14 protein-coding genes are annotated in these 13,360 nt (G+C 71.3%); 6 read left to right on the top strand and 8 right to left on the bottom strand.

Translation table 11 applies throughout. From position 1 onward, the window contains the following. Positions 1 to 2 precede the first annotated feature (2 nt). From ACZ4TR_RS33975 to ACZ4TR_RS33950, 6 genes are all read right to left on the bottom strand, one after another. Positions 3 to 233, bottom strand: a complete 231-nt coding sequence (locus ACZ4TR_RS33975; RefSeq protein ID WP_465291817.1) for a putative acetyltransferase — start codon at positions 231 to 233, stop codon at positions 3 to 5. Further along, the gene (locus ACZ4TR_RS33970; RefSeq protein ID WP_364520962.1) at positions 230 to 460 is read right to left on the bottom strand and encodes a glutaredoxin family protein; all 231 of its coding nucleotides are present in this window, start codon (positions 458 to 460) and stop codon (positions 230 to 232) included. Before ACZ4TR_RS33970 ends, ACZ4TR_RS33975 begins: the two co-directional genes overlap by 4 nt. Beyond that, entirely contained in the window at positions 457 to 2,565 is a 2,109-nt protein-coding gene (locus tag ACZ4TR_RS33965) for a phage holin family protein (protein ID WP_465291815.1), read from the bottom strand. The genes ACZ4TR_RS33970 and ACZ4TR_RS33965 overlap by 4 nt, the downstream gene beginning before the upstream one ends. Then, complete coding sequence (locus ACZ4TR_RS33960; RefSeq protein ID WP_465291813.1) at positions 2,562 to 3,155, bottom strand: DedA family protein; 594 nt, start codon at positions 3,153 to 3,155, stop codon at positions 2,562 to 2,564. Before ACZ4TR_RS33960 ends, ACZ4TR_RS33965 begins: the two co-directional genes overlap by 4 nt. After that, a complete protein-coding gene (locus tag ACZ4TR_RS33955; protein WP_465291811.1) occupies positions 3,152 to 3,943 on the bottom strand; it encodes an MBL fold metallo-hydrolase in 792 nt (263 codons plus the stop codon). Before ACZ4TR_RS33955 ends, ACZ4TR_RS33960 begins: the two co-directional genes overlap by 4 nt. A 248-nt stretch (positions 3,944 to 4,191) precedes the next feature. After that, the gene (locus ACZ4TR_RS33950; RefSeq protein ID WP_465292010.1) at positions 4,192 to 6,357 is read right to left on the bottom strand and encodes a terpene synthase family protein; all 2,166 of its coding nucleotides are present in this window, start codon (positions 6,355 to 6,357) and stop codon (positions 4,192 to 4,194) included. Positions 6,358 to 6,561: 204 nt separating this feature from the next. Between ACZ4TR_RS33950 and ACZ4TR_RS33945 the strand changes: the two genes are divergently transcribed. Further along, on the top strand, positions 6,562 to 6,855 hold the full coding sequence (locus tag ACZ4TR_RS33945) for a GNAT family N-acetyltransferase (protein ID WP_364520966.1): 294 nt from the start codon (positions 6,562 to 6,564) through the stop codon (positions 6,853 to 6,855). Between the two features lie 152 nt (positions 6,856 to 7,007). After that, positions 7,008 to 8,024, top strand: a complete 1,017-nt coding sequence (locus ACZ4TR_RS33940; RefSeq protein WP_465291809.1) for a S1 family peptidase — start codon at positions 7,008 to 7,010, stop codon at positions 8,022 to 8,024. Positions 8,025 to 8,089: 65 nt separating this feature from the next. Here the strand turns inward: ACZ4TR_RS33940 and ACZ4TR_RS33935 are convergent, their stop codons facing one another. Then, entirely contained in the window at positions 8,090 to 8,713 is a 624-nt protein-coding gene (locus tag ACZ4TR_RS33935) for an SAM-dependent methyltransferase (RefSeq protein ID WP_465291807.1), read from the bottom strand. A gap of 155 nt (positions 8,714 to 8,868) precedes the next feature. Here ACZ4TR_RS33935 and ACZ4TR_RS33930 point away from each other — a divergent pair, with 155 nt between their 5' ends. The 4 genes from ACZ4TR_RS33930 to ACZ4TR_RS33915 all read left to right on the top strand — a co-directional run bounded on the left by ACZ4TR_RS33930 (position 8,869) and on the right by ACZ4TR_RS33915 (position 12,569). Beyond that, the gene (locus tag ACZ4TR_RS33930) at positions 8,869 to 9,591 is read left to right on the top strand and encodes an SDR family oxidoreductase (RefSeq protein ID WP_465291806.1); all 723 of its coding nucleotides are present in this window, start codon (positions 8,869 to 8,871) and stop codon (positions 9,589 to 9,591) included. 97 nt (positions 9,592 to 9,688) lie between these two features. Next, positions 9,689 to 10,894 carry a cytochrome P450 gene (locus tag ACZ4TR_RS33925; RefSeq protein WP_465291804.1) on the top strand — a complete coding sequence of 402 codons (1,206 nt, stop codon included), beginning with the start codon at positions 9,689 to 9,691 and terminating at the stop codon, positions 10,892 to 10,894. 10 nt (positions 10,895 to 10,904) lie between these two features. After that, the gene (locus ACZ4TR_RS33920; protein WP_465291802.1) at positions 10,905 to 11,750 is read left to right on the top strand and encodes an SCO6745 family protein; all 846 of its coding nucleotides are present in this window, start codon (positions 10,905 to 10,907) and stop codon (positions 11,748 to 11,750) included. Positions 11,751 to 11,813: 63 nt separating this feature from the next. Further along, positions 11,814 to 12,569 carry an SDR family NAD(P)-dependent oxidoreductase gene (locus ACZ4TR_RS33915; protein ID WP_465291800.1) on the top strand — a complete coding sequence of 252 codons (756 nt, stop codon included), beginning with the start codon at positions 11,814 to 11,816 and terminating at the stop codon, positions 12,567 to 12,569. A gap of 149 nt (positions 12,570 to 12,718) precedes the next feature. Here ACZ4TR_RS33915 and ACZ4TR_RS33910 read toward each other — a convergent pair whose 3' ends face one another. Further along, complete coding sequence (locus tag ACZ4TR_RS33910; RefSeq protein WP_364520973.1) at positions 12,719 to 13,279, bottom strand: TetR/AcrR family transcriptional regulator; 561 nt, start codon at positions 13,277 to 13,279, stop codon at positions 12,719 to 12,721. Positions 13,280 to 13,360: the final 81 nt, after the last annotated feature.

Below are 13,360 nucleotides of genomic sequence, written 5' to 3'. Positions count from 1 at the left end.
GGTCACAGGGCCGCCGGCGGCCCGCCACCCGATTTCCGCTCCGGCGGCGGTGGCACCGGCTTGGCCAGGGCGACCGCGGAGAAGTCGACGACGACCTGGCCGCGCCGGGTGTCGACCGTGCACGTGGTTTCGTCGCGGGCCACGAGGTTCCCGAGAGCGTCGGTGAACCCGCCTTCGATCCGATATCGGACGACGACCCGCGTCCCGAGCGGCAGTTCCCGCAACAGCTTCACAGCCGCGCGCTCAGCTCGTCGTCGGACGGCTCGACCAGGAACGTGCCGTCGTCCCAAACGATGGTGGGGATCCGGCGCGCGCCGTCCTGCAGCTCGCGGACCCGGCGCTCGGCGTCCGCGTCGGCCTCTACGTCCACATAGGAGTATTCGACGCCCTCGCGGTCGAGCAAGGCCCGGCTGCGCTTCACGTCCGGGCACCAGGAAGCGCCGTACACCGTCAAACTCACGAAACAACCTCCGAAACAGCGTCGGGAACGGGCAAAGGGTGCCCCAGCTCGGTCAGCCAGCCGCGGAACACCCGGTGCAGCGCCTCCGCCCCGACGACCTCGCCGAGCGGCGGCAGCTCCCGCGGGTGCACCACGAACCCCCGCTGCTGCGGCCCGCCCAGCCCGCCGTGCGAGCCGACGTGCGTCTCGAACGGCGACGCCTGGTCCGAGTCCGGGTCGTAGCGGCTGTTGATCATCACGTCCGCGCAGTGCGGGAACGTGTCGACCCGGCGGGTCAGGTCCGCCGCGTGCGGGCCGTACGGCAGCAGCGGGTCCTCGCCGATGACGACGCCCGTCGCCAGCCGGTGGAGGCCGTCGCGGCCCAGGACCACCGGGCCGAACTCGCGGCTGCGCACCAGCAGGAACCCGACGCCCGGATGATCCACCAGCGACGGCAGCAGGTCGGGGAACTCGCGCTCGATCGTCTCCAGCTCGACGCGGCCCTCGTGCTCGGTGAACGACACCATCGCGACGTGTCCGGACACGACCACCACCACGCCCGGCGCCACGCGGGTCACCGCGCCCGGCGAGCCGGACGTCGTGCGCGGCCGGTTTTCGGCGCACTCCGCGTCCTCCACCCGGGCGCGCAGCCGGCGTGCGATCAGGCCGCCGCTCTTCGTCGCCTCCGCCAGCGCGGCGTTGATCTGCCAGCTCTCGGCCTGCCGCCGCTTGCCCGCGGCGGGCGACGGCGAGCCGCCGCACATCCGTCCGACGTACGCCTCGATCGTCTCGCCGAACCGCTGTGAGAAGGCCTGCCCCTGCGTCTGGCCGTGGTCCGACAGCGCCACGACGTGGTAGCGGCGCGGCGCCAGCCGGCTCGCCCGGTGCAGCCGCGCGATCTGCTGGTCGATCGAGCGCAGCACCGACAGCGTGTCGAACCGCTCGATGCCGGAGTGGTGCGCGACCTCGTCGTAGCCGAGGAAGTCCGCGTACACCACCGGCCGCCCGGCCAGCATGTCGCCGAGGATCGCCGACACGACGACGTCGCGCGCGATCACCGTGGTGCCCGGCCGGGCCAGCGGGTACCAGCCGCCACGCGAGACCCGCGGTACGACGCCGGCGCGGCGCTGGCGGACCGACGCGCTGATCTCGCGGAAGACGTCGGCGAGCGCGACGACGAACGTCCGCAGTGCGTTGATGGGGTTCGCGAAGTAGGCGTAGTAGCCCGCGCCGAGCCGATCGCGCTGGCGGTGGCGCAGGCCTTTCGGCACCAGCACCGGGATCGAGCTCATGGTGAGGCTGACGTGGCCGGCGTCGCCGGAGAAGAGGTTGCCGCGGCTCGCGCCGTCGCCCGACAGCAGGCCGCCCCCGTCGGAGTGGCGCCGCTCGATCTCGGCCGCGTCGGTCGGGTGCGCGCACGCCATCACGTGGTCGCGATCCTTTTCGTACCAGCGGAAACCGAGGATGTCGTGGTTGGAGCCGTGCAGGATGCCGCAGACGCTCGCCCCGGTCTGCGAGCTCCAGTCGGTGTGCCACGGCGTCAGCGTGTGGCTGCCTTCGGAGAGCCAGGCGGCGAACGTCGGCATGTCGCCGTCGCGGATCGCGCGGCGGACGGTGTCGAACCCGAGGCCGTCGATCTGCAGGAAGACGACACCGGCCGGCTGGTCGGCGTCGCCGGGCGCGGCGGCGTGGCGACGGCGGCGGCGGTTCGCGCGGCGGAAGAAGATCTCGTCCTCGTCGATGGCCAGCCCGGCCGAGATGAGCGCCCCGACCCCGGCCATGGCGACGGTGACGATCACCGCCGTCCGGAAGCCGACCAGCTCCACGCCGGGCACCGTGTGGAACACGGCCAGGGTGCCCGCGCCGAGCAGCAGGAAGCCGAAGAGGCCGAAGGTGAAGAACGCCAGCGGGTAGGCGATGCGCATGACCAGCGGCCAGCCGACGCCGGCCAGCAGGCCGAGCAGCAGCGCGCAGACGGTCGGCTGCCACCAGTGCGTCATCCGGAAGCCGGGCAGGAGGACGTCGAGCAGGCGCAGTGCGCCGGTCACCGCGGCCCACACCAGCAGAACGCGGGCGACGGCCCGGCCGCCGCGCAGGAGCCGGCCCTTCGGCGCGGACGTCGTCACACTCGCTCCCCCGTCTTCTCCTTGGCCTTGCGCCGCCACCGGGCGATCAGGTTCATCAGTACGGTGACGAGCAGGACCAGGACCGTCGCCAGGACCGTCGCGATGATCGGCGAGTCGAAGATGCCGCCGCTGAGGATGCCGAGCAAGCTGTACGCGGTCGCCCAGAGCACGCACGCGAGCAGCGCGGCGGGCAGCAGGCGCCGCCACGGGTAGCTCAGCGCGGCGGCCGCGAGCAGCACCGGGATCCGGCCGGCCGGGACGAGCCTGCCGATCACGACGAGCTGCCAGCCGCGGCGGGCGAACTGGTCGCGGGCCTTCTCGAGCCGTTCGGCGGGCTGGCGGCGGCTGATCCAGCGGAACGCGGCTTCGCTGCCGAGGCGCGGGATCCCGAACGTCACGACGTCGCCGAGGTACGCCCCGAGCGTGGCCAGGACGAGGACCAGCGGCAGGGACAGGTGGTCGGTGGTGGTCGCGACGGCGGCCGCGGCGCCGACCACCGCGCCGGTGGGCACGATCGGGATGACCGAGCCGAGCAGCACACCGCCGAACAGCGCCGGGTACCCGATGGCGGCCGGGTCGGTCCAGTTCACGCGCGGTCCGTCGCGGTCGGGAGGACGACGTCGGCGCCGGGCTCGGTGAACAGGACTTCGGTGGCGATCTTGGTGTTGCGCACGTGAGCGGCGAACTCCCGCGGCGGGTCGGCGAGCAGCCGCCGCATCCGGGCGGTGCGTTTCAGGCCGGGGACGGCGAGGGTGCCCCAGTGGACGGGCACGGCGGCGCGGGCCTGGACGACGGCGGCGGCCTTCGCGGCGCGGGCTGGGTCCAGGTGACCCGGCCCGAGGTTCGGCCCCCAGCCCCAGACGGGCAGCAGGGCGACGTCGACCGGGCCGAAGCCCGCCATGCCGTCGAAGAGGTCGGTGTCGCCGGCGTTGTAGATCTTCGTGGCCGGAGTTTCGATCAGGTGCCCGATCGCGGGACTCTGGGGGCCGTGGGTGAGCCGCGGGCCCCAGCGATGTCCGGAGTGGACGGCTTTCGTGGCGGTGATGTCCAGCGCGCCCTCGGTGAGGGTCTCGCCGGGCGCGATCTCCTCGACGTTCTCGAAGCCCTTCTTGGCGAGCCAGGCCCCGGCCCCGCGCGGGACGACGATCCGGGTGCGCTTGCCGAGCAGCTTGAGCGAAGGCAGGTGCAGGTGGTCGCCGTGCAGGTGCGAAAGGAGGACGAGGTCGACGTCCGCGTAGGCGCCGGGGGCGGGTACCGGCACGACGCGGGCCAGTCCGCCGACGCGCGCGGTGAGCACGGGATCGGTCAGCACGACCCGGCCGGCGAGTTCGAGCCGGACGGTCGAATGGCCGAGGAAACGCAGGTTGAAGCCGCTCACGCTGTCGAGTATCGCCCTCGCGCGAAACGATCGCCCCTCGGAGTGGCGCGAACAACGCCCTTCAGCGACCGGCGGCTCGAGCGCGCCGGGCCCGGCGCGCCGCGAGCCGGATGCGGAGGCGACGGCGGGCTCGGCGCCACCGGGCGCGCAAGTCCGTGCGGAGGGCCTGCTCCGCCGCGTCCGGTAGGCCGGCCGCCCGGAGCAGCCGGGCGATTTCGCACTGCTTCGGCGTCGGGGATCCCCGCACCTCAGCGACCGGCAGGCAGCAGGGACGAGATGCGCAGCGACGACGTCCCGATCCCCGTCGGCCCGCCGAACGTGCTTCCCGCCATCGGGTGGTACCGCAGCTCCGCCTCCGTGTACCGGCCGACGTTCTCGTGCCAGTTCACGATCCCCGCCATCCAGTTCCGGAACTCCTCGACGTACTCCAGCAGCATTTCCTGGACGTCCGGGGCCACGGCGTAGTCGCGGAACAGCGCGGGCAGCTCGACGGTCGCCGCGTGCGTGAACTCCGCCAGGCGCGCCGCCGTCAGGTCGTTGACCACCTCGAACGCGCGGTCCTCGGGGCAGTCGAGGAAGTTCCGCACCACGAGCACCGCGTTGTGCAGCTCGCCTTCGTACTGGATCTCCTTGCGGTACGAGTAGAGGTCGTTCACGAAGCACGCGTAGTCGGTCGCCGAGTGCTCGATCGCCTGGACCGGCCGCGTCCGGTACAGCTCCGGCGGTACCGCACGCCCGTGCCCGAACCGCGACAGGCTCATCGTGAGGTCCGAGCCGAACGTCCGGCGCCGCATCTCGACGTAGTCGATCGGGTCCGGGATACGGTTCTGGGCCTGGTTCGCCAGCTCCCAGAGCCAGCTCGACGTCATCTTGTCGACCGCCCGCCGCACCGCGAGCCGGTGCTCCGGGGGCATGTCCGCCGTCGTCCGCACCCAGACGTCGGCCAGCGCCGCTTCCAACGGCGTCGACGGCGTCGAAGAACCCTCCATGACCGCCGACAACCGCAGGTTGCACGCCTTCGCTCCGGCGAGGTCGCGCGTCGCGCCGAACATCACCGGGTAGTAGTCGTCGGCGTACGTGCCCCAGGTCAGCCAGTCGCTGGTGACGTCGAGGCCGTCCGCCGTCGCGTCCGGGTCGATGCCTGCCGCGCACAGCGCCAGGTCGGCCGCGCGCAGCCGCCGCTCGTCCCACACCACGCCGTCGAGCAGGCCCGTCCGCCGCGCCCAGTCCACGTTCCGGCGGCGGCAGGCGTCCAGGTGCGGGCTCAGCCGCAGCGGGAACGGCGGTGCAATCGACGGCCGGGGCGGGGAAACCGTCCGGAACGGCGTGGCCGAAAACGACCGCAGCCGCTGCGGGGCCGTCGCGAGCACCGAGCCGAAGATGCGCGCCGCCGACGTCCCCAGGCCGGTCGCGCCGCCCAGTTCCGGACCGCCGCGGCTTTCCAGCGCTCCTTCGTTCATGTACCGGCTGGACCGCAGGTGCCATTCGTGCCCGCCGGACTGCCAGTCCTGCAGGCCCTTGACGTAGGCGAACGTCGCCGCGCGGGCGGCCGGGTCGACGCCGTGCTCGTCGAACAGCCCGGGCACCTCGGTGAGCGCGGTGTGCTCGAACTGGTGCAGCCGCGAGGTGATGAGGTCGTTGACGGCGTCGGCCGCCTCCTGCGTCGTGAGCCCGAGGAACTTCTCGAACACGAGCACGCCGTTGGACAGCTCGCCCTCGTCCTGCACCTCCCGCTGGTAGGAGAACAGGTCGTTGCGCAGGTGGACGCTGTCGGCGAAGCAGTCACGCAGCACCTCCAAGGGCCGCGACGCGGCGATCTCGTCCGGCACCTCGGCGTGCACCGAGTGCTCGACGAGGTTCGCCGACCACGGCGCGCCGCCGACCTTCCGCCGCATCTCGACGTACTCGATGGGGTTGGCGAGCCGGCCTTCGTTGATGTTGGCCAGCTCCCACAGCGACTCTTCGAGAAGCGCCTTCGTGCTCTCGACGAACCGGCGCCGCCAGCCGGCCGAGCGGTGCGGGATCGTCCGGTTCCACAGGTCGGTCAGGCCGCGCTCGACGGGGTTCTCCGGCGTCGCGGTGATCTCGCCTTCGGCGGGCATGAACAGGTCGAGCCGGTCGAGGTAGGTGCGCGCGCTGTCGATGTCGCCGGTGCGCTTGTACAGCTCGAGGAAGTGGTCGTCGAAGTAGAAGACCCAGACGTACCAGTCGGTGATCAGGTCGAGCTCGTCGGCACCGGCGTCGGGGTGGGTGTAGGCGCAGAGCAGGGCGTAGTCGTGGGAATCGAGGTCGTGCTCGTCCCAGATCACGGTGCCGTGCTGGGGGACGTCGATCATGTCCATCCCGTACGCCCACGCCTTGCTGTGCGCGCGGGCCCGCTCGAGGTGCGGGTTCACCCGCGCCGGGTAGGGCATGTAGAACTCGGGGAGGACGAACGGCTGCTGAGGCACCCCGTGAGGCAACCAAACGAGGCCGGTGCCCGCCAAGGGAAGCAGGCCGGATGCACACGAACGGGCCGGGCGCATCCCCCGGCCGGCCCAGCGGTGTGCACGGGCCGGTCGGCGCTCGGCAGTCCGCCGTCGCACGATGGAGGACGTACCCGAGGCGAGGAGAGCCCGATGACCGAGACCCGAGTGGTCGACAACCCCGACGAGAGCCGCTACGAGGTCTGGGCGGGGGACAAGCTGGCTGGGTCCGCGTACTACGACCAGCGGGGCGACCTGACCGTGTTCACCCACACTGAAGTCGACGACGCGTTCGCGGGACAGGGGCTGGGCAAGGCCCTGGCGGCCGGCGCGCTCGACGACGTCGTCGCGCGGGGCCGGACGATCGTGCCGGTCTGCCCCTTCATCGCCGGATACCTGAAGAAGAATCCGGGCTACGAGGACCACGTTCGCTGGCCGAAAGGGTGAGTGTTACGCGGAGCGAGACAGCGTCACGGGCCTGAGTTGAGAGGTATGTCCGGATCTGCTGGTTATTAACCAACCTTAGTCGGTGGTGCGTTGGTTGCTCGGCAACGAAAGTGACCGGCGCAGGCTTCGAACCGGCAACCTGGAGGAAGTTGATGACTCCCCGGAAAACCGCCCTCAAGACCTTCGCCGTCTTGTCGGCCGCCGCGCTGACGTCCGGCGTGTGCGCCTCGGCGGCCACTGCGTCCCCACTGGCCTTCTCCGAACTGCAGGCCACCGCCGTCAGCAACGCCACGCAGGTGGCGAGCACCCTGGGTGCCACGTCCGGTGGCATCTACCTGGAGAACGGCAAGGCCGTCGTGAACGTCACCGACGACGCGTCGGTCCAGAAGGTGCAGGCCGCCGGCCTGACCGCGAAGAAGGTCAAGCACACCTTCGCCGCGCTCACCGGCGTCAAGAACCAGCTGGACGCGGTGCGGAACGTGCCGCAGACCGCGTGGGGCATCGACACCAAGACCAACCAGGTCGTGGTGAAGATCTACGACGCGGCCAGCAAGGAGACCTCCGACAAGGTCGCCGCGGCCGCCGCGAAGTACGGCGACAGCGTCCGGGTCGAGCACCGCACCGGCAAGCTCGAGCTGCACATCGCCGACGGTGACGCGATCCAGAACAGCCAGGGCCGCTGCTCGCTCGGCTTCAACGTGACGCGCGGTGGGGAGCCCTTCCTGCTCACCGCGGGCCACTGCACCAACCTCGGCGGCACCTGGGCCGGCGGCGACGTCTCCGGCGCGCAGGTCGTCGAGAGCGACTGCCCCGACGCCGACTCCGGCCTGCTGACCCGCCCGAACGGCACCGGCCCGGGCGAGATCAACACCGGCCAGGCGATCACCAGCGCCGCGGAGCCGACGGTCGGCGAGCAGATGCAGAAGCAGGGCTCGACCACCGGGGGTGGCAGTGGCGAGATCACCTCGGTCGACGAGTCGGTCAACTTCGACGTCGGCGTCCTGAACCACGAGTTCGGCACCACCGCGCACACCGACCACGGTGACTCCGGTGGCCCGGCGTACGACGGTTCGAAGGGCCTGGGCACGCTGTCCGGCGGCGACACCGTGACCAGCTACTTCTACCCGCTCACCTTGGAGCTGCAGGCCTACGGCCTCGAGCTCGCCTGAAAATCGAGTCCCGCGGGGGCCTCTTCACACGCGTCGAGGGCGCGTGAGGAGGCCCCCGTTTCCCGTTAGAGCCGCTTCGCGCGGTAGACGGCGTCGGTGTGGTGACCCTCGCCGCGCGTCTCGCAGGTCTCGACGATCCACTCCCAGGCGTCGCCGAGGTAGGTCGTGATCTCCTCCGGCTCGAAGAACAGCTCCTCCGGCGGCCTCTCACCGTCGAAGTCGCGCATGGCCTTCGGCGAATGCCCGACGACCAGCAGCGACCCGCCGGGCCGGACGGCCGCCGCGGCCGCCGTGAAGACCTTGCGCCGCAGGTCCGGCGGCAAGTGCATGTACTGCGCCGAGATGAGGTCGTAGGTCTCTTCGGGCTGCCAGGTGAGGATGTCGCGGTGCAGCCACCGGACGTCGACGCCCCGCTCCTTGCCCGCGGCTTCGGCGCGGGACAGCGCGAGGGTCGAGATGTCGGCACCGTCGACCGTCCAGCCGTGCTGCGCGAGCCAGATCGCGTCGCCGCCCTCGCCGCAGCCGAGGTCGAGCGCGCGCCCGGGTTCCAGCCCGGTGACCTCGGAGCTGAGGTTGCGGTTCACGTTCCCGCTCCAGATCTGCTGGTCGTCGCGCTGGTAGAGCGCTTCCCAGAAGTCCTGCTTGAGCATGTTCTCGACGGTCATCGGCTGCTCGTGCGTGTGCGCCATGGTTCCTCCTCGGTGACGTCCCCAGCATGCGGAGGTCCGGACCGAAGAAGCAAATCGCGTTGCCGATCCGGCAACTCGGGCCGGGTCCGCGAGGTCGTGTTCCGGTCGGCGGGAAAGTCGAGCGGGTAAGGGCTTTCCTCGGCGAAGATGGCGCCATGAGCGAAGAGCGGGAAGTCGTGGTCACCGGGGGCGGCACGGGCATCGGGCTGGCGATCGCCGCCCGGTTCGCGGCGGCGGGCGAGCGGGTCACCGTCACGGGCCGCCGCAAGGACGTGCTGGAGGCGGCCGCGGAACGGATCGGCGCGCGGGCGGTGTCGTTCGACGCGAGCGACCCGGCGGCGGTGCAGGCCGCGCTGGCGGAGCTGCCGGCGCGGGTGGACGTCCTGGTCAACAACGCCGGTGGCAACACCGATCGCGTCCGGGAGGCACCCACGGACCTGGCCGGGGTGGCGGACGCGTGGCGCGCGAACTTCGACGCGAACGTCGTCTCCGCCGTTCTCGTGACGACTGCGTTGAAGCCGCGCTTCGCGGACAACGTGCGGGTTGTGACTCTTGGCTCTGTCGCGGCGAAGCAGGGCTCCGGTTCCTACGGTGCGGCGAAAGCGGCGATCGAAGCGTGGAACACCGACCTGGCGCGGCAGCTCGGCGCCACCGGTTCGGCCAACGTCGTCGCCCCGGGCGTCATCCTCGACACGGAGTTCTTCCACGGCACGCTGACCGAAGAATGGCTCAGCTCGCGGATCTCCGTGGCGCTCAACAAACGGGCCGGCGCACCGGAAGAGGTCGCGGAAACCGTGCAGTTCCTGGCTTCGCCGGGAGCCGGGCACGTCACGGGACAGGTCGTGCACGTGAACGGCGGCGCTTACGGGGCCCGCTAGGCCATCCGGGTCGGAAGTGGGTCGAATGTCCCACGACGGCACCGGTTCTCTCCATGGTGGAAGGACCTGACCCACCGGAAGAGAGGTGTGATCCGCCGTGACGGCAGCATCCGAAATCCCGGCCCTCCCCACGGCACGACCGGCCGGATGCCCGTTCGACCCGCCCGAAAACTACGCCACGCTGCGGGAAACCGCGCCGACGTCGCGGGTGCGCTGCCCGGCCGGCATGGACGCCTGGCTGGTGACGCGGTACAGCGACGTCCGCGCGGTGCTCGCCGATCGCACGATGAGCTCGCGCGGCGCGTCCTCGGTGCACGTCCACCCGGGCGCCGACCTCGACGAGGAGGTCAGCCCCGGCTCCATCATCCAGCTCGACGGCGCCGACCACTCCCGCATCCGGAAGATGGTGATCGCGGAGTTCACCGTGCGGCGCGTGGAGGCGATGCGCGGCTACGTCCAGGAACTGGTGGAGAGCCACCTCGACGCGATGCTCGCGCGCCCCGGCCGCGCCGATCTGGTCGAGGACTTCGCGTTGCCGATCCCGTCGCTGGTGATCTGCGAGCTGCTGGGCGTCCCGTACGCGGACCGTTCGCGGTTCCAGCGGCAGAGCGGGTTTCTCGTCAGCACCGACGCCACGCGCGAGGAAGGGCAGCAGGCGTACGACGAGCTTTCCGGCTATCTGGCGGAGCTCTTCGACGACAAGCGGCGGAATCCGCAGGACGACCTGTTCAGCAGGCTGATTTCCCGCGGTGCCGCATCCGGTGACCCGCTGACGGTGGAAGAGCTCGTCGTGCTCGGGCTGAGCCTCCTGGTGGCGGGCCACGAGACGACGGCGAACATGATCGCGCTCAGCACGCTGGTGCTGCTGGACCATCCCGCCCAGCGCGAGGTCGTGCTTTCCGCGCCGGACCGGGCGGTCGAGGAGCTGTTGCGGTACCTGTCGGTCGTCCAGTTCGGCGTGCTGCGCTACGCGACCGCGGACGTGCAGGTCGGTTCCCGGTCGGTGAAGGCGGGGGAGTGGCTGGTGGCGGCGCTGAACTCGGCCAACCGCGACGAAGAGCTGTTCCCCGGCGGCGACAAGCTCGACTTCCACCGGGAGTCGCCGCGCACCCACGTCGCGTTCGGTTTCGGTGCGCACCAGTGCATCGGCCAGCAGCTGGCCCGCGTCGAGCTGCAGGAAGCGCTGACGCGGCTGTTCCGCCGGGTGCCGGACCTGCGGCTGGCGGTGCCGCGGGAGTCGTTGGCGTACAAGCACAACACGCTGGTCTACGGGGTGCGGGAGCTGCCGGTCGCCTGGGGGTGAGAATGGCGGCATGACAGGATCACCGGCCCGGCGGCTGTGGGCGGCCGTGGAACCGCTGCACGCGGTCGTCTACTTCGCGCCGGAGACGGCCGCGGCGGCGAAGGAGGCCGGCCTGCGCGGGTACTGGATGGGGTACTTCGCGGGCCGCCTCGCACCGCTGGGCCCGATCGGCCCGACGGCGGCGACGTCCGTGCTGTTCGGCTTCGCCCCGGCGATGGTGGCGCGGGCCCTGCCGGACGCGTGGTCGTTCGCTTCGCCGTCGGACGTGCTCGATTCTCGGCTTTCTGCCGTCGAAGCCGCGCTTTCTCGTGCGCTGGGGCCTTCGGGGCACGACGAACTGGCGTCGCTGCTGGAGCAGGCCGCTTCCGCGTGCCGCTTCGACGGGCGCCCGTTGGCGGCGGCGTGGGCCGCGGTGCCCCGGCCGGCGGGGGTGCTCGCCCGGCTGTGGCTGGCGGCGACGGTGCTGCGCGAGCACCGCGGCGACGGTCACGTGCTGGCGGCGGTCCACGCGGGGCTGACGGGCCTGGAGACGACGTTGACCCACATCGGCGACGGCGTCATCGCTCGCGGCGACGTCCAGCCGCACCGGGGCTGGTCCGACGCGGACTGGGAGTCTGCGGTTTCTCGCTTGGTGGCCCGCGGCCTGCTGGATTCGTCCGGCCGGCTGACGGTTTCCGGTCTGGAGGTGCGGCGCCGGATCGAGGAGGACACGGACCGGCTGGCGGCGGCCCCGCTGGAGGCGCTCGGCCCGGCCGGTCTGGCGCGGCTGCTGGAGCTGGCCGTCCCGCTGAGCCGGGCGCTGATCGACACGGGCGTGATCCCGGTCCCGAACCCGATGGGCGTCCCGCGTCCGTGAGTGTCGAATTCACGTGGTCCCGTTCGACGCACCGGTGAAAGCACCCGGACATCGGAGGGAACCATGACGTTGCTCGCCGGCAAGAACGCGATCGTCTACGGCGGCGGAGGCCGCATCGGCACGGCCGTGGCCTGCGCTTTCGCAGAGGAAGGCGCCCGGGTCTTCCTCGCGGGCCGCACGCGCGGCCGGCTGGAGGAGGTCGCCACGCGCATCCGCGCGGCGGGCGGATCGGCCGAGGTGGCGGAGGTGGACGCCCTGGACTCGCGTTCGGTCGACGACCACGCGGACGCGGTGGCGGCCCAGGGCGGCGTGGACATTTCGTTCAACCTGATCAGCCACGGCGACGTCCAGGGCACGCCGCTGATCGACATGTCCCTGGCCGACTACGAGCGCCCGGTCCTGACGGCGGTCCGAACCCAGTTCCTGACTGCTCGCGCGGCGGCCCGCCACATGGTGAAGCAGGGATCAGGCGCGCTCCTCTTCTTCGGCGGCGCGGGCGAACCCGTGCGCGAGTTCGCGGTCGGCGGGTTGCAGGTGGCGTTCCACGCGCTCGAGGCGATGCGCCGCCAGCTGGCCGCGGAGCTGGGCCCGCGCGGGATCCGGACGGTGACGCTCCGGACGGGCGGCATCCCGGAGACCCTGCCGGCGGAGTTCGAAGCCCGCAAGGAGATCGAGGAGAACATCGCGGGCAAGACAATGCTCGGCCGAGCGGCAACCCTGGCCGACGTGGGAGCGGTGGCGGCATTCGTGGCCTCGGACCGAGCCCGCACGATGACGGCCTCGACGGTGAACATCAGCTGCGGCGCCTTGGTGGACTAGCGACGGCTGGCGGCGGTGGGCCGGAGATGCGTGGTTGTGGCGTCCTGGCTTGCCGCGCCCGGCCGCTCACCTGCCGGTGCTTGCCGTCATGCCCCAGTTCGATCGTCGGCCAGGGCAGCGCGCTGCCCGGGGCGTTCGCGTACCGCTCGTCACTGCTCCGCGATCAGCCGCCGCACCGCGTCCACCACCAGCCCTCGGCGTTGCTCGCGGGAGAGGGTCGTGCGTACGCCGAGTTCCGAATTGGTCGTTGCCCACGCCGTCGAGATCGACTGGATCAGCACCAGCAGCTCCATGGGTGTGTAGTGCTTGGACAGTCTCCCTTCGTCCTGTGCTCGCTGCAGGTCGTGCAGCCGGATTTCGTTGGCCAGCACGATTTCGGTGACCCACTTGCCGTCGGGGCGCTCCAGCCGGTGCCAGACCGCCAGCCGCAGCGTCTCCGGTTGCTCTTCGTACCGGTCGAAGAGCTTCCCGGCGTAGCCCGGCAGGTCGTCGGTGTCGACCGGGACCTCGAGGACGAACTTGCCGACCGATTCGCCGAACACCGTGTCGAACAGGCTGTCCTTGTTGGTGAAGTACTTGTAGAGCATCGCCTTGTTGCAGCCGGCGGCGTCCGCGATCCGGTCCACGCGGGCGCCTGCGATGCCCCGTTCCGCGAACTCCTCCGTGGCGGCGGCGAGCAGTCGCCGCTTCGTGTCCGCCGCATCTCTCATACCCGTCACGGTAGCAACTAACTGGTTGGTTGACAAACTCGCCCGGCAGGTGTTCTCTAGAGGTAACCAACCGGTTGGTTA

Source organism: Amycolatopsis sp. NPDC028719 (genome assembly GCF_055565395.1).
This window is presented reverse-complemented; position numbering and strand designations above follow the sequence as displayed.